Annotated in this window: 14 protein-coding genes; 8 read left to right on the plus strand and 6 right to left on the minus strand. The window is 70.2% G+C overall.

The genetic code is table 11. The annotated features are described in order from the left end of the window. Window positions 1-109: 109 nt before the first annotated feature. Window positions 110-1,255, plus strand: coding sequence for a hypothetical protein (locus O7605_RS10185; RefSeq protein WP_269738950.1), 1,146 nt, complete (start codon window positions 110-112; stop codon window positions 1,253-1,255). On the opposite strand, the gene O7605_RS10190 is transcribed toward O7605_RS10185, so the two are convergent. Further along, window positions 1,206-2,711, minus strand: a complete 1,506-nt coding sequence (locus tag O7605_RS10190; protein ID WP_269738951.1) for a phenylacetate--CoA ligase family protein — start codon at window positions 2,709-2,711, stop codon at window positions 1,206-1,208. The two genes, O7605_RS10185 and O7605_RS10190, sit on opposite strands and share 50 nt — an antisense overlap. Before the next feature lie 9 nt (window positions 2,712-2,720). On the opposite strand from O7605_RS10190, the gene O7605_RS10195 reads away from it, so the two are divergent. The 3 genes from O7605_RS10195 to O7605_RS10205 all read left to right on the plus strand — a co-directional run bounded on the left by O7605_RS10195 (window position 2,721) and on the right by O7605_RS10205 (window position 7,497). Continuing rightward, on the plus strand, window positions 2,721-5,825 hold the full coding sequence (locus tag O7605_RS10195) for a M14 family metallopeptidase (RefSeq protein ID WP_269738952.1): 3,105 nt from the start codon (window positions 2,721-2,723) through the stop codon (window positions 5,823-5,825). A gap of 91 nt (window positions 5,826-5,916) precedes the next feature. Continuing rightward, entirely contained in the window at window positions 5,917-6,846 is a 930-nt protein-coding gene (locus tag O7605_RS10200; protein ID WP_269738953.1) for an NAD(+)/NADH kinase, read from the plus strand. Window positions 6,847-6,996: 150 nt separating this feature from the next. Next, the gene (locus O7605_RS10205) at window positions 6,997-7,497 is read left to right on the plus strand and encodes a hypothetical protein (RefSeq protein ID WP_269738954.1); all 501 of its coding nucleotides are present in this window, start codon (window positions 6,997-6,999) and stop codon (window positions 7,495-7,497) included. Between the two features lie 86 nt (window positions 7,498-7,583). Here O7605_RS10205 and pgm read toward each other — a convergent pair whose 3' ends face one another. Together pgm and glgC are read right to left on the minus strand one after the other, a co-directional pair. Next, window positions 7,584-9,230, minus strand: coding sequence for a phosphoglucomutase (alpha-D-glucose-1,6-bisphosphate-dependent) (gene pgm / locus O7605_RS10210; RefSeq protein ID WP_269738955.1), 1,647 nt, complete (start codon window positions 9,228-9,230; stop codon window positions 7,584-7,586). A gap of 55 nt (window positions 9,231-9,285) precedes the next feature. Further along, window positions 9,286-10,518 (minus strand): glucose-1-phosphate adenylyltransferase, encoded by a 1,233-nt coding sequence (gene glgC / locus O7605_RS10215; RefSeq protein WP_269738956.1) that lies wholly within the window; start codon window positions 10,516-10,518, stop codon window positions 9,286-9,288. Between the two features lie 95 nt (window positions 10,519-10,613). On the opposite strand from glgC, the gene glgA reads away from it, so the two are divergent. Next, window positions 10,614-11,810 carry a glycogen synthase gene (gene glgA / locus O7605_RS10220; protein WP_269738957.1) on the plus strand — a complete coding sequence of 399 codons (1,197 nt, stop codon included), beginning with the start codon at window positions 10,614-10,616 and terminating at the stop codon, window positions 11,808-11,810. 185 nt (window positions 11,811-11,995) lie between these two features. Here the strand turns inward: glgA and O7605_RS10225 are convergent, their stop codons facing one another. Next, complete coding sequence (locus tag O7605_RS10225; RefSeq protein WP_269738958.1) at window positions 11,996-12,235, minus strand: AbrB/MazE/SpoVT family DNA-binding domain-containing protein; 240 nt, start codon at window positions 12,233-12,235, stop codon at window positions 11,996-11,998. A 129-nt stretch (window positions 12,236-12,364) separates the two neighbouring features. Then, complete coding sequence (locus O7605_RS10230; RefSeq protein WP_269738959.1) at window positions 12,365-13,039, minus strand: nucleotidyltransferase domain-containing protein; 675 nt, start codon at window positions 13,037-13,039, stop codon at window positions 12,365-12,367. A gap of 192 nt (window positions 13,040-13,231) precedes the next feature. On the opposite strand from O7605_RS10230, the gene O7605_RS10235 reads away from it, so the two are divergent. From O7605_RS10235 to O7605_RS10245, 3 genes are all read left to right on the plus strand, one after another. After that, complete coding sequence (locus O7605_RS10235) at window positions 13,232-15,370, plus strand: alpha-1,4-glucan--maltose-1-phosphate maltosyltransferase (RefSeq protein ID WP_269738960.1); 2,139 nt, start codon at window positions 13,232-13,234, stop codon at window positions 15,368-15,370. After that, on the plus strand, window positions 15,358-17,460 hold the full coding sequence (gene glgB, locus O7605_RS10240; protein ID WP_269738961.1) for a 1,4-alpha-glucan branching protein GlgB: 2,103 nt from the start codon (window positions 15,358-15,360) through the stop codon (window positions 17,458-17,460). Before O7605_RS10235 ends, glgB begins: the two co-directional genes overlap by 13 nt. Before the next feature lie 242 nt (window positions 17,461-17,702). After that, window positions 17,703-18,239: a hypothetical protein gene (locus O7605_RS10245; RefSeq protein WP_269738962.1), complete on the plus strand. Its 537-nt coding sequence runs from the start codon at window positions 17,703-17,705 to the stop codon at window positions 18,237-18,239. A gap of 112 nt (window positions 18,240-18,351) precedes the next feature. Here O7605_RS10245 and O7605_RS10250 read toward each other — a convergent pair whose 3' ends face one another. Continuing rightward, entirely contained in the window at window positions 18,352-19,392 is a 1,041-nt protein-coding gene (locus O7605_RS10250) for an App1 family protein (protein WP_269738963.1), read from the minus strand. Window positions 19,393-19,455: the final 63 nt, after the last annotated feature.

Here is a 19,455-nt window from a genome sequence, read left to right on the forward strand (position 1 = left end):
CACGATCGTCGCTTCGGCGTCCAGCCTGCTCAGTGGGCTGGCCAACGCCGCGATGCTGGCGTACGCGGCACGGCAGGGTCAGACCGGGGAGATCGCTGCATACAGCGTCATGACCGCCGCGCTCACCTGGGTCGTGATCATGGTCATGGGCGGCTCGTCGCTGCTCTACGTCTCCGGCGATGAACGCGAACGCCGTGCCGTACGGAGCCAGCGCCTGCTTATCGCGATACCGATCATGATCGCTGCCACGGCAGGCATCACCGGGCTGTACCAGGTTCGGGGGTACGCAAGTCCGGCTCTGGTCGCGGCCGGCGGGATCATGATGCTGAACAGTCTCGCCGAGCTGCGCTACAGCGATCTGGTGCGGCAGATGCGGTTCGTCGCCGCGTCCGCCGTACTGACCGTGCCGCGGCTGTTGGCTCTGGCTCTGCTGATTGGGGGTGCGCCGCTGACCGCTGCGCTGGCGATCGGCGCAGCCGTCTACCTCCTCAGCGGTGAAGTCGTGGTTTGCCGCACTGTGACCGGCGCACGGCCGATGTGGACCCAGCTCTCGTTCCGGAACGCCGCCCGCGCCTTCCGGCTCAACCGCCGACTCTTCTCCTACAGCCTCGCGGACGCCTTCAGCGCCCGGGCTGGCACCATCGCCTTGTCGTTGGTCGCCAGCCCGCACGTGGTGGGCTGCTACGGCGCGTTGGTCAGCATCTATCAGGCGCTGGTGGCAGTAGTGTTCAGTGGCCTACGCGTGCCGATGGCGGTGCGGACGCGGCGCCGCCACCGCATCGGCCCGCCTGGCTCGATTGGGCGGGAAGCCGAACTCATCTCCGTGCTCTCCGCCTCGGTGATCGCCTTCGGCATCGTCACGTTCGCATCCCGGCTGACCATGGACATCCTGGACCTCGGAGTTCCCGACGCGGCGCTGTGGCTGCAGTTGCTGGCACTCGCGTTGCCGTTCGCCACGATCAACCGGGCCTTCGCCATGAACCGCATCGGCGACGGCGACTACGGCGCCGCGACGCAGGTCGCCACTGCGGTCGCCATGCTCGTCGGTGTCGGGCTCCTCATCCAAGCGACCACGCTCGGAGCGGCAGGGGTCGCCACGTCAGCGGCCGGCGCGGAGTTGGTCGTCGCTGTGGCGATACTCGTCGTGGCTGGCCGGCGGCGATGGGCGAGACGCCCGACGACGGGAGCCACCAACCTGTCGGTCACTAGACGAAGAGAGCGTGCTTCCCAGCGCGGGTCCGTTCCTGTTCGCTGACCTGGTAGAACGTGATGGACTCGGCGCGCAGGTCCGGGTGATCCTTGCGTAGCTCACGAACGAAGAACGCGCTGACCTCGGTCAGGTCAAGTTCGACATCAGCCTGCACGTGAATGTGCAGGTCGTCGGGTCGCTTCTGCCGGAACTGCACGCCCACAATCCCCGGGTACGTCTTCAGGATGTGCACCGGCAGGATGGGAGACAGATCGAGAATGCCCTGAGCCGCCGCCACCCGGACGACCTCCTGGCGGCGACCCAGGATCGACCGCAGTTCCAGGGCGTTCCCGTCGATGGCGTCGACCGGTTCGACCCGATCCCCGATCGCATAGTTGATCAGTGGGAACAACCGACGGTCCAGGGTGGTTACGGCAAGCGACTGATCACCGCCGACCAGGCAGATGAAACTGTCCCAGATGACCCGTATTGACCTGGCGCGATCACGTGATGCCGCCATCACCCCGGTCTCGGCCGCACCGTACTCGATGACGGCGGGTGCCTGGAGTACCCGCTCCACCAGCGCGATGTCGGCGTCGCTGGCAGTCTCCGAGCAGAGCAGCACCGCACGCAGCCGGCTCTTGTCACCCATATCCAGGCCATGTCGCTCGACATACCGGGCAAGCTTGAACACGGCGGAGGTGTAACCAACCAGCGACACCGGGTTTCGGTCGCGTAGCGCGAGATGGTGGGCGCGCAGTGCCGGCTCGCTGAGGTCGTACGCGTTGAGTCGGGTCATCCTCATGAGCCGGTCGGCGGCACCACGCTTGACCTTGGCTACCCGCGCCGTCATCCCGCTGCCGAACAGGTGTGCGTGCCCCCAGAGCAGCACCTGCGGATCAGCGGGTCGGACTCCCCACCACGAGCGCGCGAGGTAGTTGTTCGCCCACCGGGCGGCCAGTTCACCTGGTCCCTGCGGAAACCGCGTGGGTTGGCCGGTGCTGCCGCCCGTGCTGTACACGTGTCGAGTAGAGGCGCCCTCGAAGACCTCGACTGAGCGCCGGATCAGGGTTTCCTTGTCGAGCGCGGGAAAGTGCCGTAGGTCGGTCGGGTGGTCGATGTGTCCGGGCAGATCGTGCTCCCGTTGCCAACGACGGTAGAAGGGCACCTCGGTGGTGCAGTAGGACCAGATTTCGTTGAACCGTCGGACCTGGATCTGCTCGATCTCCGTCCTGGACAGGGCTTCGTCGTGCAATGCCTGTTTATTCGCCAACAGCCTGCGGCGGTCGCGAAACATCACTGTCGGCGGTGTCCATCCGCGCACGTCATCGCCCCCGAGATCCTCGCTGGTGGTGGAGACGCGGCCATTTGCACGCGCGCCCACACAACGCCGGCAACAGCCCAACGAGGCAACGAAATACGGGGTTACGTGCACCGATCGCCCGCAGCGGGATGTTACGCCGGATGTATTGACACGCGTGATGACCGGCACAAGGCTCAGCGCGGAAGTCCTTCGATCCAAGGGGGCAGGATGAGGCGCACACCGCTGGCGATCGCCGGCGTGTTCACTCTGGTCGGTGCGCTGGTGCTGACCGCACCGGCGAGCGCACGGCCGCCGTCCGACCCGGGCGGCGGCGACGGCATGGAGGTGTATGTCGGCACCGTCGATCCCGCGCAGTTGCACCAGCTGCGGGAGGCCGGTGTCGACGTCGGGCACGGCACGACGCCCGACCAGTCCGGCAAGACGGAGATCGAGACGGTGCTCAGCCGGGCGCAGGCCGACCGGCTGGCCCGCAAGGGCGTCGATCTGAAGGTCAAGAAGCTACGCGGCAAGGATGCCTCGCGGGTGCTGCGGGAGCAGAGCGCGGCGGGCTGGCGGGCCTTCCGGTCGTACAGCGAACCCGGCGGCATCCGCGACGAGATCACCGCCACCGCGGCCCGGTATCCGAAGCTGACGAAGGTGCAGAGCATCGGTCGGTCGGCCCAGGGCAAGCCGATCCTCGCGATCAAGGTCACCAAGAACGCGACCAAGACCAAGGACGGCAAGCGGCCGGCGGTGCTTTACGGCGGCACCCAGCACGCCCGGGAGTGGATCACGCCGGAGATGACCCGCCGGTTGATGCACCACGTGTTGACCAGCTACGGCTCCGACCGGGAGATCACCCGGTTGGTGGACACCACCGAGCTGTGGTTCATTCCGGTGCTCAACCCGGACGGCTACGACCACACCTTCACGCCCGGCAACCGGCTGTGGCGCAAGAACCTGCGCGACAACAACGGCGACGGCCAGATCACCGGGGCCGACGGCGTCGACCTGAACCGCAACTTCAGCTACAAGTGGGGCTACGACAACGAGGGTTCCTCGCCGGATCCGGCGAGTGACACCTATCGCGGCCCCGGTCCGAACTCGGAGCCGGAGACGAAGGCGCTCGACGGCCTGTTCAAGCGGATGGGGTTCGAGTTCTTCGTCAACTACCACTCCGCCGCGCAGTTGCTGCTGTACGGCGTCGGCTGGCAGGTGGCCACGCCCACCCCGGACGACGTGATCTACGAGGCGATGGTCGGCGACGACGCCAACCCGGCGGTGCCCGGTTACGACCCGGACATCTCGGCCGAGCTGTACACCACGAACGGCGACACGGACAGCCACGCCACGGTGCGTTACGGCACGCTGGGCTTCACTCCGGAGATGTCCACCTGCCAGGCGGCGGCCGAGTCGGACCCGGACGACCAGTGGCTGCCGGAGGACTGTGTCAGCGGCTTCATCTTCCCCGACGACGAGAAGTTGATCGCCGCCGAGGTGGCCAAGAACATCCCGTTCGCGCTGTCGGTGGCGAAGTCGGCCCACCAGCCGGACGACCCGGTCTCGGTGGTCGGCCGCAGCACCCCGGACTTCGTGGTGGACGCCTTCGACGTGTCGTACGGCCGGACCCAGCAGGTCGCCGCGATCACCCGGCGCTCGTTGAAGAACGTCAAGCTGAACTGGTCGGTGAACGGGGGCCGGACGAAGTCCACCCGGGTCCGCGAGTGGCGCGGCGGTGAACGCTACGGCGACACCCACGACGACTACTACGCCGAGCTGCGCGGCAAGGTCACCGGTGCCCGGCCGGGCGACCGGGTGCAGGTGTGGTTCACCGCGACCAGACCGGGCCGGGGCAAGGTCAGCAGCGAACGCTTCAGCTACCGGGTGCACGACGACATCGGTGGGGACGTGCTGGTGCTGGCGGTGGAGGACGTGACCGGGCTGAGCCCGGCCCAGGACACCACCACGGCGAAGTACGCCGACGAGATCGCCGCCTCGCTGAAGGCCGCCGGGCGCAGCAGCGACGTGTACGACTTCGACGCGATGGGGCGTGCCGCCCCCCACCACCTGGGGGTGCTGTCGCACTACGACGCGGTGGTCTGGGAGACCGGCGACGACATCATCCTGCGCGAGCCGGGTCAGGTGCCGGGCACCGTGGCGAAGGCGGCGGTGGACACCGAGCTGTCCGTCCGGGACTACCTAAACGAGGGCGGCAAGCTGCTGGTCAGCGGCAAGTACGCGCTCTACGCCCAGGCGGCCAACGGATCGTACGGCTATCTGCCGGACGCCCCGCCGGAGTGCACCGACGCCGCCGATCCGGCCTGCCTGCCGCTGCTGAACGACTTCCAGCAGTACTGGCTGGGGGCGTACAACTACGTCAGTGACGGCGGTACGTCGCCCGACGGGCAGCCGTACCAGGTCCTCGGCGACGAGGGCCGGTTCGCGGGGTTCACCGGCACGCTCAACGCCGACGGCTCGGCGGGCAACCAGGACCACACCGCGTCGTTCCTGACCACGTCGAGTTTCCTGCCACCGGCCCAGTTCCCACAGTTCACCAGCTCCGCTCCGGTGGGCTGGGGGCGTCCGGGCGGGGCGCCGTTCGATCCGCGTACCGGCGAGTGGTACCTGTTCAGCGGGCAGTCCGACGAGTCGTACAAGCGGCTCACCCGGACGGTGGACCTGACCGGGGCGAGCAGTGCTGAGCTGCGCTTCTTCACCTCGTTCGACATCGAGACGAACTGGGACTTCATGTTCGTCGAGGCGCGTGCGGTCGGCACCGACGACTGGACCACGCTGCCGGACGCCGGGGGTCTGACCACCCAGGAGACCGGGGAAAGCTGCGCCTCCGGCTGGGTGGCTCAACTGCACCCGTTCCTGGCGCACTACCAGGGCGCGGACTGTTCACCGACCGGCAGCACCGGCCAGTGGCACGCGGCGACCGGCAGCTCCAACGGCTGGAAGGAGTTCGTGGCCGACCTGTCCGGGTACGCGGGCGGGCAGGTGGAGGTCTCCATCAGCTACGCCACCGACTGGGCCACCCAGGGTCTCGGCCTGTTCGTCGACGACACCCGGGTCGTGGTAGACGGGGCCACCGCCGCCGAGACGTCGTTCGAGACGGACCTCGGTGGCTGGACGGTGGCCGGTCCGCCGGCCGGGTCGGCCCCGGCGGCCAACGACTGGTCGCGTAGTCAGCAGGCGTTCGAGGAGGGGTCGGCGGTGGTCACCCCGGACACCGTCTACCTGGGCTTCGGGCTGGAGGGGCTGGCACCGGCGGCCCGCGACGACCTGGTCGCCCGGTCGCTGACCCACCTGACCGGTCGACCGCGCCGGTAGCGACGGTCCAGGGCGCGCCGGCGGTCCCACCGCCGGCGCGCCTTGTCGCGTACCGGCATGACGGGCGTGCGGACTGTGATGAGCTGTGGGTATGGACCGCATCCGGCTCGGGCTGGTGCTGCATCCCACCCGGGACGTGTCCCCGGTGGTGGACACCATCGCCGCCTGGGCCGCGCGGCACCAGGTGGAGCTGACGGTACGCGAACAGGACCGGCAACGGGTGCCCGAGTCCGTCCGCCCGGTACCGGAGGACCAGCTCACCGCTGGAGCGGACCTGCTGGTCAGCGTCGGCGGGGACGGCACGATGCTGGGCGCGCTGCGGGCGGCCGTACCGGATCCGAAGCCGGTGCTCGGCGTACATCTCGGCAAGTTGGGGTTTCTGGTGGAGGTGGAGCCGCCGGAGCTGCCGGCGGCGCTGGACCGGCTGCTGGCCGGCGAGTACACCGTCGAGTCGCACAGCTGTCTGGCCTGCGACGTGTGCGGCGACGACGTGGTCGCGTTCAACGACATCGCGCTGATCCGCCGCCCCGGTCAGGGTTTCGTCACCGCGACCCTGGCCGTGAACGGGCAACAGTACGGCTACTACCGCTGTGACGCGCTGGTGGTGAGCACCCCCAGCGGGTCGACCGCCTACAGTTACGCCGCCGGCGGGCCGCTGGTCTCTCCCGCGACGCGTGCCGTGGTGGTCACCCCCAGCGCGCCGATGTCCGGCATCTCGCGATCGGTGGTGCTCTCCTCCGACGAACGGGTCCGGCTGGAACTGCGTGCCGGGTCCGCGCCGGTCGCGATCGAGGTGGACGGCCAGGTCATCCGGGACGGGTCGACCTCCGGTGCGGTGGATATCGGCTACCGCACCGACGCGGGCCTGGTGGTCCGCCTCGACCCGGCCCGGTACCAGGAACGCAGTCAGCTCAAGCTGAGCCTGCTCGACCTGCCGCTGCTGCCGGAGCAGCTCCGCGAACTGCTGCCGGAGAATCTGCGCCGCCAACTCGGCCGCCGCGAAGCGCCCCCACCACGCTGACCCGGCGCCCCGGCGGCTGACTTTCCCCCCTTACATCGATAGACTTCGCTTAATCCGCTACCGGTGTCGGTGGCCGTCCCAATCGGGCCCCCCTGTCGCGACCTTCCCGCCCGACCCACCACCGCGCCGGATCAGCCTGGAAGGAGGCACATGACCCGCGCACTCCTGCGGGCGGCGACCGTCCTCGCCGCCGCGCTTCTCGCCACCACCGTCATGGCCGGCAGCGCAGCCGCCAGCCCGATCTCCCAGCGATTCTCCGTCCCCTCCGGAGACAACTGCACCTACGGCTACACCGAAGGGGTCCTGGAATGGCGCTCCACCGCGCCCACCAGTGCGGTGCGACTGACCGGAGTCGTCGTCGACCGGCCCAGCGCCAATGAGCCGATCGCCTGCCGCGACGACCGTCGTTACACAATCGCCAGCTACGTCGCGTACGCGGGCGAACGTCCGATCGACCGGGCAGCGCAGCGGGTGGACAACGGAGTGCTGCGGTTCGACTTCGTTCTCGGCTCCAACGCCTCGGCGGTGGGCATCGACCGCGTGGTGATCCAGGTCTGTCGGATGTCGCTCGATCGGCCCAGCACCGTGCCGGACTACTGCGGTCGCGAATACACCTTCCGCCCCACGTCGATCGGCCCCAACGGGTTGTGACAGCGCTGGCCGGGTGTGGTCGCCCGCGGTCACCACACCCGGCACCGCGGCTTGGGTCTGACGCTCGCCCGCGGTCCGCGACGACGTCAGGCGCTGCCGAGGACGTCGGTGACGAGGGCCTGGGCCTCCTGTTGGAGGCGGGCCAGGTGGTCGGGGCCCTGAAAGGACTCGGCGTAGATCTTGTAGACGTCCTCGGTGCCGGACGGGCGGGCCGCGAACCAGCCCGACTCGGTGGTCACCTTCAGCCCGCCGATCGGGGCACCGTTGCCGGGGGCGGTGGTGAGCGTGGCGGTGATCGGCTCACCGGCCAGCTCGGTCGCCTTCACCTGCTCCGGGGAGAGCTTGCCGAGCACGGCCTTCTGCTCCCGGCTGGCGGGTGCGTCGATGCGGGCGTACGCGGGTGCACCGAAGCGGTCGGCCAGCTCGGCCCAGTGCTCGCTCGGCGTCCGCCCGGTGCTGCCGATGATCTCGGCGGCGAGCAGGCAGAGCAGAATGCCGTCCTTGTCGGTGGTCCAGGTGCCGCCGTCGCGGCGCAGGAAGGACGCGCCGGCGCTCTCCTCGCCACCGAAGCCGACCGCGCCGTCGAGCAGGCCGGGCACGAACCACTTGAAGCCGACAGGCACCTCCAGCAGCGGGCGGCCGAGGTCGGCGGCGACCCGGTCGATCATCGAGGAGGAGACCAGGGTCTTGCCGACCGCCGCGTCGGGCCCCCACTGGTCCCGGGTGCGGAACAGGTGGGCGATGGCGACGGCCAGGTAGTGGTTGGGGTTCATCAGCCCGGCGTCGGGGGTGACGATGCCGTGCCGGTCGGCGTCGGCGTCGTTGCCGGTGGCCACCTGGTACTCGGCGCGCCGGGCGATCAGCGAGGCCATCGCGTTCGGCGACGAGCAGTCCATCCGGATCTTGCCGTCGCCGTCGAGGGTCATGAACCGCCAGGTCGGGTCGACCGTCGGGTTGACCACGGTCAGGTCGAAGCGGTGCCGGTCGGCGATCTCGCCCCAGTAGTCGACGCTGGCGCCGCCGAGCGGGTCGGCGCCGATGCGGACCCCGGCGGCGCGGACCGCGTCGAGGTCGAGCACCGCCGGCAGGTCATCGACGTACGCCCCCAGGAAGTCGTACGTGTCGGTGGTGTCGGCGGCGCGGGCCCGCGCGTACGGGATGCGGCGCACCTCCTTGAGCCCGGCGACGAGGATCGCGTTCGCCCGGTCCTGGATCCACTTCGTGACGTCGGAGTCGGCCGGGCCGCCGTGGGTGGGGTTGTACTTGAATCCGCCGTCGTCCGGCGGGTTGTGCGACGGGGTGATCACGATGCCGTCGGCGAGCGCGCCGGTGCGTCCCCGGTTGTGGGTGAGGATGGCGTGTGACACCGCCGGGGTGGGGGTGTAGCCGTCGCGACTGTCCAGCAGCACGGTGACGTCGTTGGCGGCGAGCACCTCCAGGGCGTCGACGGCCGCCGGGGTGGACAGCGCGTGGGTGTCCCGGCCGAGGAAGAGCGGGCCGTCGACGCCCTGTTCCCGCCGGTAGTCGCAGAGCGCCTGGGTGACGGCGAGGATGTGGTCGGAGTTGAAGGCGTTGCGCAGGCTCGACCCGCGGTGTCCCGAGGTGCCGAAGGAGACCTGCTGCGCCGGGTCGGCCGGGTCGGGATGCTCGGCGTAGTAGGCGGTCACCAGCCGTGGTACGTCGACCAGGTCGGCGGGCTCGGCGGGCTGCCCGGCACGCGGGTGACTACTCACGGCTGTATTGGCCTTTCGTTCGCGACTGCGGGGCTCGCAAGCTCACTCCTCGCGCTCACGGTTCTACCTTCTGTCCTTTGCCGATGACCACGATGCCGTTGTCGGAGACCGTGTAACGCTGCCGGTCCCGTTCCAGGTCCACGCCGATCTCGGCGCCCTCGGGCACGTAGACGTTCTTGTCGAGGATGGCCCGGCGGATGACCGCGTGCCGGCCGATCTCGACACCTTCCATGAGTACCGAGCCGTCCACGTGGGCCCAGGAGTGGACCTTCACCTTCGGCGAGACGATCGAGTTCTCCACCAGCGAGCCGGAGATCACCGCGCCGGGCGAGACCATCGAGGCGACCGCACGGCCGACCCGCTCCCCCCACTGGTGCACGAACTTGGCCGGCGGGAACGGCGGCTGCTCGGTGTAGATCGGCCAGTCGAAGTTGTAGAGGTTGAACACCGGGTGGACGTTGATCAGATCCATGTGCGCGTCGTAGAACGAGTCGAGGGTCCCCACGTCGCGCCAGTAGCCGCGGTCCCGGTCGGTGCTGCCGGGCACCTCGTTGTCGCGGAAGTCGTAGACGTTCGCCTCGCCGCGCTCGACGAGTGTCGGGATGATGCTGCCGCCCATGTCGTGCTTGCTGGTCTTGTCGTCGGCGTCGTGTTCGACGGCGTCGATGAGCGCCCGGGTGGTGAAGACGTAGTTGCCCATCGAGGCGTAGATCTCGTCGGGCGCGTCGGGCAGGCCGACGGCGTCGGTGGGCTTCTCCCGGAAGGCGCGGATCCGTCGGCCGTCCTCGCCGACCTCGATGACGCCGAACTGGTCGGCCGTCGACAGCGGCTGCCGGATGCCGGCGACGGTCACCCCGGCGCCGGAGGCGATGTGGTCCTCCACCATCTGCCGGGGGTCCATCCGGTAGATGTGGTCGGCGCCGAAGACGATCACGTAGTCGGGCTGCTCGTCGTAGATCAGGTTGAAGCTCTGGTAGATGGCGTCGGCGGAGCCGGCGAACCACCAGGGGCCACGGCGCTGCTGCGCGGGCACCGGGGTGACGTAGTTGCCGAGCAGCGTCGACATCCGCCAGGTCTTGGTGATGTGTCGGTCGAGGGAGTGGGATTTGTACTGGGTCAACACGACGATCTTCAGATAGCCGGCGTTGGCCAGGTTGGAGAGGACGAAGTCGACCATGCGGTACATCCCGCCGAACGGGACGGCCGGCTTGGCCCGGTCCGTGGTCAGCGGCATCAGGCGCTTGCCCTCTCCGCCGGCCAGGACGATCGCGAGCACCTTGGCAGCCATGACCAGACGCTATCCATACCGCTGCCGGTTCACCACTCGTACGGGACAGTTCCGCCGCCGGGTGCGGCGCCGGATTCTGCACTAGGGTGCCGGGCATGACCGACTCCGCACGGCTGCGCGTGGACCTGCTGACCCGGGAGTACCCGCCGGAGGTCTACGGCGGCGCCGGGGTGCACGTCGAGTACCTGGCCCGGGAGTTGCGCCGGATCACCGACGTGCGGGTGCACTGCTTCGGCGCGCCGCGTACCGAGCCGGGGGTTCGGGCGTACGCCGAACCGGCGGCCCTGACCGGCGCGAACGCCGCGCTGCGCACCATGGGCGTGGACCTGGAGATGGCCGCCGAATGTGCCGGCACCGACGTGGTGCACAGCCACACCTGGTACGCGAACCTGGCCGGGCACACCGCGAAGCTGCTGTACGGGGTGCCGCACGTGGCGACCGCGCACAGCCTGGAGCCGCTGCGACCGTGGAAGGCCGAGCAGCTCGGCGGTGGCTACGCGCTCTCCTCGTGGTGTGAGCGCACCGCGTACGAGGCGGCCGACGCGATCGTGGCGGTCAGCGCGGGGATGCGTCGGGACGTGCTGGCCGCGTACCCGTCGGTGGACCCGGACCGGGTGCACGTGATCTACAACGGCATCGACACCGCGCAGTACGCCCCGGATCCGGGCACCGACGTGTTGGCGCGACTCGGCATCGACCCGGCCCTGCCCAGCGTGGTCTACGTCGGGCGGATCACCCGGCAGAAGGGCCTGCCGCACCTGCTGCGCGCCGCCCGCGAGCTGCCGGCGGACACCCAGCTGGTGCTGCTGGCCGGCGCGCCGGACACGCCGGAGATCGCCGCCGAGGTTGAGGGCCTGGTCGCCGAGCTGCGGGAGAAGCGCTCCGGGGTGGTCTGGGTGGCCGAGATGCTGCCCAAGTCCGAGGTGATCCAGGTGCTCACCCACGCCACCATCTTCGTCTGCCCGTCGGTGTACGAGCCGATGGGCATCGTCAACCTGGAGGCGATGGCCTGCGAGACGGCGGTGGTGGCCACCGCCACCGGCGGCATCCCCGAGGTGGTCGCCGACGGCGAGACCGGCCTGCTGGTCCCGATCGAACAGGCGGCGGACAGCACTCCGCTGGACCCGGCACGTTTCGAGGCCGACCTGGCGGCCCGCCTGAACGAGCTGCTGGCCGCTCCCGAGCGCGCCGCCGCGCTGGGCCGGGCCGGCCGGCACCGCGCCGTCGAACACTTCTCCTGGGACGCCGTGGCCGCCCGCACCCTCGACCTCTACCGCTCCCTGCTCAAGTAACGCGATCAACCGGCCGGGGTGATCAACTCCAGCTTCGGGAAGTACGTCCGGTAGCGGGCCCCGTCGCGGGTGAGCAGACGGTATCCACACACGGCCGCCTGGGCCCCGATGTAGAAGTCGGCTATCGGTGACCTCTAGGTGCCGCCCTGCGCGCGGTAACTCGCGTACGCCTTGCCCGGAGTCGATCAGTCCCCACGCAGCAACTCCATGAGGTCGTCGGTGGACATACCGGCGGTCTGCTTCGCGCCACCGCGCCCGCGCATGTGTCGCACCAGGCGCTGCCCTCGACTCTCCGCGCCGCTCACCCGGACGATTCGGAGCGCACCGCCGTCCTCGATCATGTCGACCTCGTCACCCTCGTGCAGGCCGTACCGGGCGCGCAGCGCGGCCGGAATGGTGACCTGCCCCTTGCTGTTGAGCCTCATGGCGCCTCCGCGTATCACGTAATACGAACGATACGTGTCAGCAGACAGATTCGTCCTCCGAGCATCAGAACAGCAGTGGGCGGGGTAACTCCCGGGCGGCCTCGGCGGCCCACGCCGGCACGTCGACTGTCACGACAGGTTCCTCTCCCGTACGACGGTGAGCAGCCGGTCTACGGCATCGCGGTCGGGTTGTTCCGGCAGCGTGGTGGTGGCGGCCGCGTCGGCGAGTTGGGCTTGCAGGTCCTCGGCCCAGCCGGTGACCGACTCCCAGGTCAGCTCGCCTCGGCGCACCGCGAGCAGCCGGTCACGCAGGTGCCGCATGTCCACCAGGATCTCGCCGGTGCGCAGCACGTGCACCCCGGCGATCAGCAGTCGGATCATGTGCATGGTCTGTTTGTGGTTCGTCTCGCCGGTGCGCTCGCGGCGGGCCGTCACCCGGTCGAGCTGGTCCCGGGCGTAGCCGCCGTAGGTCTGGGCCACCCGCCGCGACAGGAACGCGTGCCGGTTGGCCAGCAACTGTCGCCCGTCCTCGGTGATCGTCTCGACGAGCGGGGACCAGAGCACCTCCAGCACCGTCGGGTTGCTCTGCAGGGCCAGCTCGCAGAAGCGTTCGACCTCCCAGGAGAACTGTTCCTCCGCCGGCCCGTCGAGGTGGGTGGGTGGCTTCGCCAGGTGCCAGAAGGCGCGGGTCGGTGCCACGTACACATCGCGCCGGTCATGGTCGGAATCCGGGCCGTGCAACCCGTACGCCCGCGACCCGACCACGACGGCCAGCACCGTGTGCCGCTCGACCAGCTCGATCATGCCCGGCACGCTACCCAGAAAAACCGTCCGCCCGTGCGCCGGGCCCGCGTGCCAGTGCAACTTCGGGGATGTTGCTGCCTCACGCGGCGTGGACACCGCAACATCCCCGAAAGTGCACGGATCAGTGGATCAACGACGGAGGCTGACGCAGTCGACCGAGCGCGAGGGGATCTCGGGCAGTAGGTTGGGGCGGTGAGCGGACGGTTCCCGATCGAAGACGTCTCCCCCGTCGTCTCCTGCGGTCGCTACCCGGCCCGTGCGGTGGTCGGCGAGGTGGTGCCGGTGTCGGCGCGCGCCTACCGCGAGGGGCACGACGCCCTCGGCTGCAACGTGGTGTGGCTCGGCCCGGACGGGGTGGCCCGCCCGTTCACCCGGATGCGTCCGGGTGAACCCGGCCAGGATCGGTGGCACGCCAGCATCGTGCCGGACGCGGTGGGCGAGTGGAAATTCACCGTCGAGGCGTTCAGCGACCCCTACCTGACCTGGCACAACGCGGTCACCAAGAAGATCGCCGCCGGCCAGGGGCCAGCCGAGCTGGCCAACGACCTGGCCGAGGGCGTACGCGTGCTGACCGCCGCCACCAAGCTGGTGCCGAAGGGCGAGCGGGCCCGCCTCAAGACGGCCGCGAAGGCCCTGGGTGACGCCAAGCGGCAGTTGCCCCAGCGGGTGAGTCCGGCGTTGGAGCTGGCCGACCTGCTCTGGGCGCACCCGGTGCGGGAGCTGGTCACCACCGGCGAGGAGTACCGCCTCTGGGTGGACCGCGAGCGGGCCCTCTTCTCCGCCTGGTACGAGTTCTTCCCCCGCTCCGAGGGGGCGATCCCGGCGACCGTCGACGCGCCGGCCCGCTCCGGCACCTTCGCCACCGCCACCGAGCGGCTGCCGGGGGTGGCGGCGATGGGTTTCGACGTGCTCTACCTGCCGCCGATCCACCCGATCGGGCGGGTCAACCGCAAGGGCCCGAACAACAGCCTGCTCGCCGGCCCGGACGACGTGGGTTCGCCGTGGGCGATCGGCGCGGCCGAGGGCGGGCACGACGCCATCCACCCCGATCTGGGTACGCCGGAGGATTTCCGCGACTTCGTCGCCGCCGCCGCCGAGCACGGCCTTGAGGTGGCGATGGACCTGGCGTTGCAGTGCGCGCCGGATCACCCGTGGGTGACCGAGCACCCGGAGTGGTTCACCACCCGGGCCGACGGCAGCATCGCGTACGCGGAGAACCCGCCGAAGAAGTACCAGGACATCTATCCACTGAACTTCGACAACGACCCGGAGGGCATCCGCGCCGAGGTGCTGCGGGTGGTGCGGCACTGGGTCGGCGAGGGCGTGAAGATCTTCCGGGTGGACAACCCGCACACCAAGCCGGTCGACTTCTGGCACTGGCTGATCTGGGAGGTCAAGCGGGTCGACCCGGACGTGCTCTTCCTGGCCGAGGCGTTCACCCGACCGGCGATGATGCACGGGCTGGCCAAGGTCGGCTTCACCCAGTCGTACACGTACTTCACCTGGCGGACCTCGGCCGCCGAGATGCGCGAGTACTGCACGGAGCTGGTGGCGGCGGCCGACTACATGCGGCCGAACTTCTGGCCCAACACGCCGGACATCCTGCACGCCTCGTTGCAGCACGGCGGGCCGCCGATGTTCAAGATCCGGGCGGTGCTGGCCGCGTTGCTCTCCCCCTCGTGGGGCATGTACGCCGGCTACGAGCTGTTCGAGCACGTGGCGCGCCCCGGCGCGGAGGAGTACCTCGACAACGAGAAGTACGAGCTGCGGCCCCGGGACTGGGCCGGCGCCGAGGCGCGGGGCCGGTCGCTGGCGCCGTTCCTCACCACCCTGAACCGGGTACGCCGGGAGAACCCGGCCCTGCGCCGGCTGCGCAACCTGGTCTTCCACGACATCGACAACCCGGCCCTGCTGTGCTGGTCCAAGCACGATCCGGAGACCGGCAACACGGTGCTGGTGATCTGCTCGTTCGACTCGCACACCGTGCAGTGGGGCAACACCACCCTGGACATGCCGGCGCTGGGCCTGGACTGGCACGACCGGTTCACCGTGCACGACGAGCTGACCGGGGCCCGCTACGACTGGGGGCAGCGCAACGCGGTCCGGCTCGACCCGTACCTGCAACCCGCGCACGTGCTCACCCTGCGCCCGGTCGCGGCGGCGTCGCCGTCGACCGGGCCGGGCGCGTCCGGGCCGGCCGACGCCGGGTCACCGGGTCAGGGCGGCACCGAGCCGGTCACCCTGACCGTTGAGAACGTGCCGGCCGACCTGTCGGGCGGCACCGCACCGACCGTTCCCGCCCAGAAGGACGACACCCGATGGACCAGCTGATCTCCGGGGAGATCCACGACCCACACGCCGTGCTCGGCGCGCACCCGACCGGCGGGCGTACGGTGATCCGCGCCCTGCGCCGGGGCGCGGGCGACGTGAGCGTGCTGGTCGGCGAGGAGCGGCACCCGATGAAGCGGGTGCACGACGTCGGCGTCTTCGAGGCCACCGTCCCCGGTGAGGTGCTCGACTACCGGCTCGACGTCGACGGGGTACGCCAGGACGACCCGTACCGTTTCCCGCCGACCCTCGGCGAGCTGGACCTGCACCTGATCGCGGAGGGCCGGCACGAACGGCTGTGGGAGGCGCTCGGTGCCCGGGTGCTCGACGGCGGGGTGGCGTTCGCGGTGTGGGCGCCCAACGCCCGGGGCGTGCGGCTGGTCGGTGACCTCACCGGCTGGGCGCCCGACGACGGCTGGCCGATGCGGTCACTCGGCTCGACCGGCGTGTGGGAGATCTTCGTGCCCGGGGCCACCGCCGGCAGCCGGTACAAGTACCGCGTGCTGGGGGCGGACGGACACTGGCGGGACAAGGCCGACCCCCTCGCGGCGTACGCGGAGGTGCCGCCGGCAACCGCGTCGGTGGTGCACCGGTCGACGTTCGAGTGGTCCGACGCGGACTGGCTGGGCCGGCGGTCGCGGCGGCAGCCGCACCAGGAGCCGATGAGCGTGTACGAGGTGCATCTCGGCTCGTGGCGGCCCGGCCTGGGCTACCGGGAGCTGGCCGAGCAGTTGACCGCGTACGTGGTGGAACTGGGCTTCACCCACGTGGAGTTCCTGCCGGTGATGGAGCACCCGTTCGGCGGCTCGTGGGGCTATCAGGTGACCGGCTACTTCGCTCCGACTGCCCGGTTCGGCGATCCCGACGACTTCCGGTACCTGGTGGACCGGCTGCACGCCGCCGGGATCGGGGTGATCCTGGACTGGGTACCGGCGCACTTCCCGAAGGACGAGTGGGCCCTCGCCCGGTTCGACGGCACGCCGCTCTATGAGCACTCCGATCCGCGCCGGGGCGAGCATCCCGACTGGGGCACCTACGTCTTCGACTTCGGTCGCCGGGAGGTACGCAACTTCCTGGTCGCCAACGCGCTCTACTGGCTGGACGAGTTCCACGTCGACGGATTGCGGGTGGACGCGGTCGCCTCGATGCTCTACCTGGACTACTCGCGGCAGGACGGGCAGTGGACGCCGAACGTGCACGGCGGCCGGGAGAACCTGGAGGCCATCGCGTTCATGCAGGAGGTCAACGCGACGGTCTACAAGCACCACGCCGGGGCCATGATGATCGCCGAGGAGTCCACCGCCTGGCCGGGGGTGACCCGGGCGACCAGTGACGGTGGGCTCGGCTTCGGGTTCAAGTGGAACATGGGCTGGATGCACGACACCCTGCTCTACACCTCGAAGGACCCGATCTACCGGCAGCACCACCACCATCAGCTGACCTTCTCCCTGGCGTACGCCTGGAGCGAGAACTACACGCTGCCGATCAGCCACGACGAGGTGGTGCACGGCAAGGGTTCGCTGGCGAGCAAGATGCCCGGCGACACGTGGCAGCGGCTGGCGAACGTCCGGGTTCTGCTGGCGTACATGTGGGCCCATCCCGGCAAACAGTTGTTGTTCATGGGTTGTGAGCTGGCCGACGACCGGGAGTGGAGCGAGGAACGCGGCCTCGACTGGTACCTGCCGCACGACCCGGCGCGGGCCGGCGTGCAACGCCTGGTCGGCGACCTGAACCGGGTCTACCGGGACACCCCTGCCCTGTGGGCGCAGGACACCTCCCCCGCCGGTTTCCGCTGGCTCGCCGGGGACGACGTCGCCAACAACACCATCTCGTTCGTCCGGATCGCGCCCGACGGGGGGACCCTCGTCTGCGTGGCCAACTTCTCCGCGCTGCCGCTGGAGGACTACCGGATCGGGTTGCCGGCCGCGGGTGCCTGGGCGGAGGTGGTCAACACCGACGCCCACCACTACGGCGGCTCCGGGGTCGGCAACCTGGGCACCGTGCACGCCGAGAACGTGCCGTGGCACGGCCAACCGGCCTCGGTGGCGCTGCGCGTGCCGCCCCTGGGCGCCCTCTGGCTCCGTCCGGCGTGAACGCGAGGCACCTCACGAGATCTTGGAAAGTTTCCGTTCAGCGCTGACGGGAACTTTCCAAGATCTCGACCGGATGTCGCCGCGAAGCCTGATGCCACTCAGGAATTTCATCTTTGGGCGACATGACGCTTACTGGAAGTAGAACAATCCGCCGCTCCGGCACGTAGATCATCGGACGGTGAACTTTGCCCGCCTCCGCGCCCGTACTCCCGGTTCCAGGTGGACGACGAGGCGGAGGATCGATGGCGAGCAGCAGGGGTACGGCCCGGGACCGGGGCGGCGAACCCTCGCCGGGGCAGCGGAGGATCGCGGGGTTCGCGGCGGTCGGGGTGACCCTGGCGGTGGCCTTCGCGGTGGCGACCGGGACCAGTCAGGCGAGTGAGAACTGCGACGGCCTCGACGCCGCCGTCGGCAACAACCTCGCGTTCATCGCCGACCAGCTGGTGTTCCCCGACGAGTTGACGGAGGCCCGCATCGCCAACCGGCAGGCGGTCATCGACCAGCTCGAACAGCGGCGCGCGGCGGCCGGGTGCACCGGTGAGGTCGAGGTGCCCGACGCGGACCCGAACGCCGCGCTCAACGGTGGTGCGGCGGAGAACTGCGCCGGCCTCGACGGCGCGGTCCGCAACAATCTCGCCTTCATCGACGGCCAGCGGCGCAACCCGGACGCGCAGTCCGAGGCGCGGATCGCCAACCGGCAGGCCGTCATCGACCTGCTCGAAGACCGGCGCACCCTGGCCGGTTGCACCGGCGAGGTCACTCTCACGCCGGGCGGCTGACGCCGACGGACGGTGGGTGGGCTGGGCCGGGGTGACCGGCTCCGCCCACCTGCCGACCCGCTCCCCCGGCCGGCCCGGTCGGCAGACCGAGACCGGCGGCCCGTGGGCCGGCTCAGACCAGGCCCGCGCCGCGCAGCAGGGTCCACAGGCCCGCGCCGTCGGGGGCGGAGAGCCACTTCTGCCCCACCGGCCCCTCGGTGGGACTGTCGTGCGGGACGGGCAGGCTACCGGCGAGCACCGCCTGGGTGGGTGACAGCCGGCGGATCGCCACCCCGGCGACGCTGTCCGGGTGAGCGACCGCGAACTCGCGGTAGATCTCCTGGTCGTGCTGACCGTCGTCGCCGACGAGCAGCCAGCGTACGTCCGGGAACTCCTTGGCCAGCCGAGCCAGGGTGGCGCGCTTGTGTTCCCGGCCGCTGCGGAACCAACGGTCCTGGGTCGGCCCCCAGTCGGTCAGCAGCAGCGCTCCGGCCGGGTAGAGGTGCCGGGACAGGAACCGGGTCAACGTCGGGGCGACGTTCCAGGCGCCGGTGGACAGGTAGAACACCGGCGCGCCCGGGTGAGCGGTGACCAGCCGCTCGTAGAGCACCGCCATGCCGGGCACCGCGGCGCGGGCGTGCTCGTCGAGGACGAAGGTGTTCCACGCGGCGAGCAGCGGCCGGGGCAGCGCGGTCACCATGACCGTGTCGTCGATGTCGGAGATGATGCCGAAGCGCACCTCCGGGTCGAGGATGCGCACCGGCGCTTCGACCGGTTCGGCGTCGGGCATGCTCAGCCGCACCGAACCCCAGCCGGGTGGCAGGCCCGCCTCGACCACCGTGTCGATGAAGCCGCTGCGGTCGGCCTGCGCCTCGTGCACCACCCCGCCGGTCTCGATGGTGACCGTGACGTGCTTGGCCGGCAGGGTGGTGAAGCTGCGCCAGCCCCGGACCTTCTCCAGCCGGCCACGCTGGCGGGTGTCCGGCCGCCCCAGCAGCACCCGGCACATCACCCGCACCCAACCGGGCCCGCCGTAGCCGGTGTACGCGATGATGTTGGTCCGCCAGCCGGTACGGCGCAGCCGGCGTTCCACCAGGGCGTGCACGGCATCCTCGATCCGCGCGGCCCGGTGCAGGTTCGGTATGGCCAGCTGGCCTGCGGGAGTCGGTGGCACGCCAGCAACCCTGCCACAGACCAGCCACCTCGGCCACGCGAGCTGAGCCGAACCGCCACGCCC

The sequence above is a fragment of the Verrucosispora sp. WMMA2121 genome, assembly GCF_027460185.1.
GTDB classification, from domain to species: domain Bacteria; phylum Actinomycetota; class Actinomycetes; order Mycobacteriales; family Micromonosporaceae; genus Micromonospora; species Micromonospora palythoicola.

What these genes read in the sequence shown, in the direction of transcription:
- O7605_RS10225 (WP_269738958.1), bottom strand. Translation starts at nt 12,235, where the DNA reads ATGAGGCTCAACAGCAAGGGGCAGGTCACCATTCCGGCCGCGCTGCGC.
- glgB (WP_269738961.1), top strand. Translation starts at nt 15,358, where the DNA reads ATGGACCAGCTGATCTCCGGGGAGATCCACGACCCACACGCCGTGCTC.
- O7605_RS10205 (WP_269738954.1), top strand. Translation starts at nt 6,997, where the DNA reads ATGACCCGCGCACTCCTGCGGGCGGCGACCGTCCTCGCCGCCGCGCTT.
- O7605_RS10230 (WP_269738959.1), bottom strand. Translation starts at nt 13,039, where the DNA reads ATGATCGAGCTGGTCGAGCGGCACACGGTGCTGGCCGTCGTGGTCGGG.
- O7605_RS10200 (WP_269738953.1), top strand. Translation starts at nt 5,917, where the DNA reads ATGGACCGCATCCGGCTCGGGCTGGTGCTGCATCCCACCCGGGACGTG.
- O7605_RS10245 (WP_269738962.1), top strand. Translation starts at nt 17,703, where the DNA reads ATGGCGAGCAGCAGGGGTACGGCCCGGGACCGGGGCGGCGAACCCTCG.
- glgA (WP_269738957.1), top strand. Translation starts at nt 10,614, where the DNA reads ATGACCGACTCCGCACGGCTGCGCGTGGACCTGCTGACCCGGGAGTAC.
- O7605_RS10185 (WP_269738950.1), top strand. Translation starts at nt 110, where the DNA reads ATGACCGCCGCGCTCACCTGGGTCGTGATCATGGTCATGGGCGGCTCG.
- glgC (WP_269738956.1), bottom strand. Translation starts at nt 10,518, where the DNA reads ATGGCTGCCAAGGTGCTCGCGATCGTCCTGGCCGGCGGAGAGGGCAAG.
- O7605_RS10195 (WP_269738952.1), top strand. Translation starts at nt 2,721, where the DNA reads ATGAGGCGCACACCGCTGGCGATCGCCGGCGTGTTCACTCTGGTCGGT.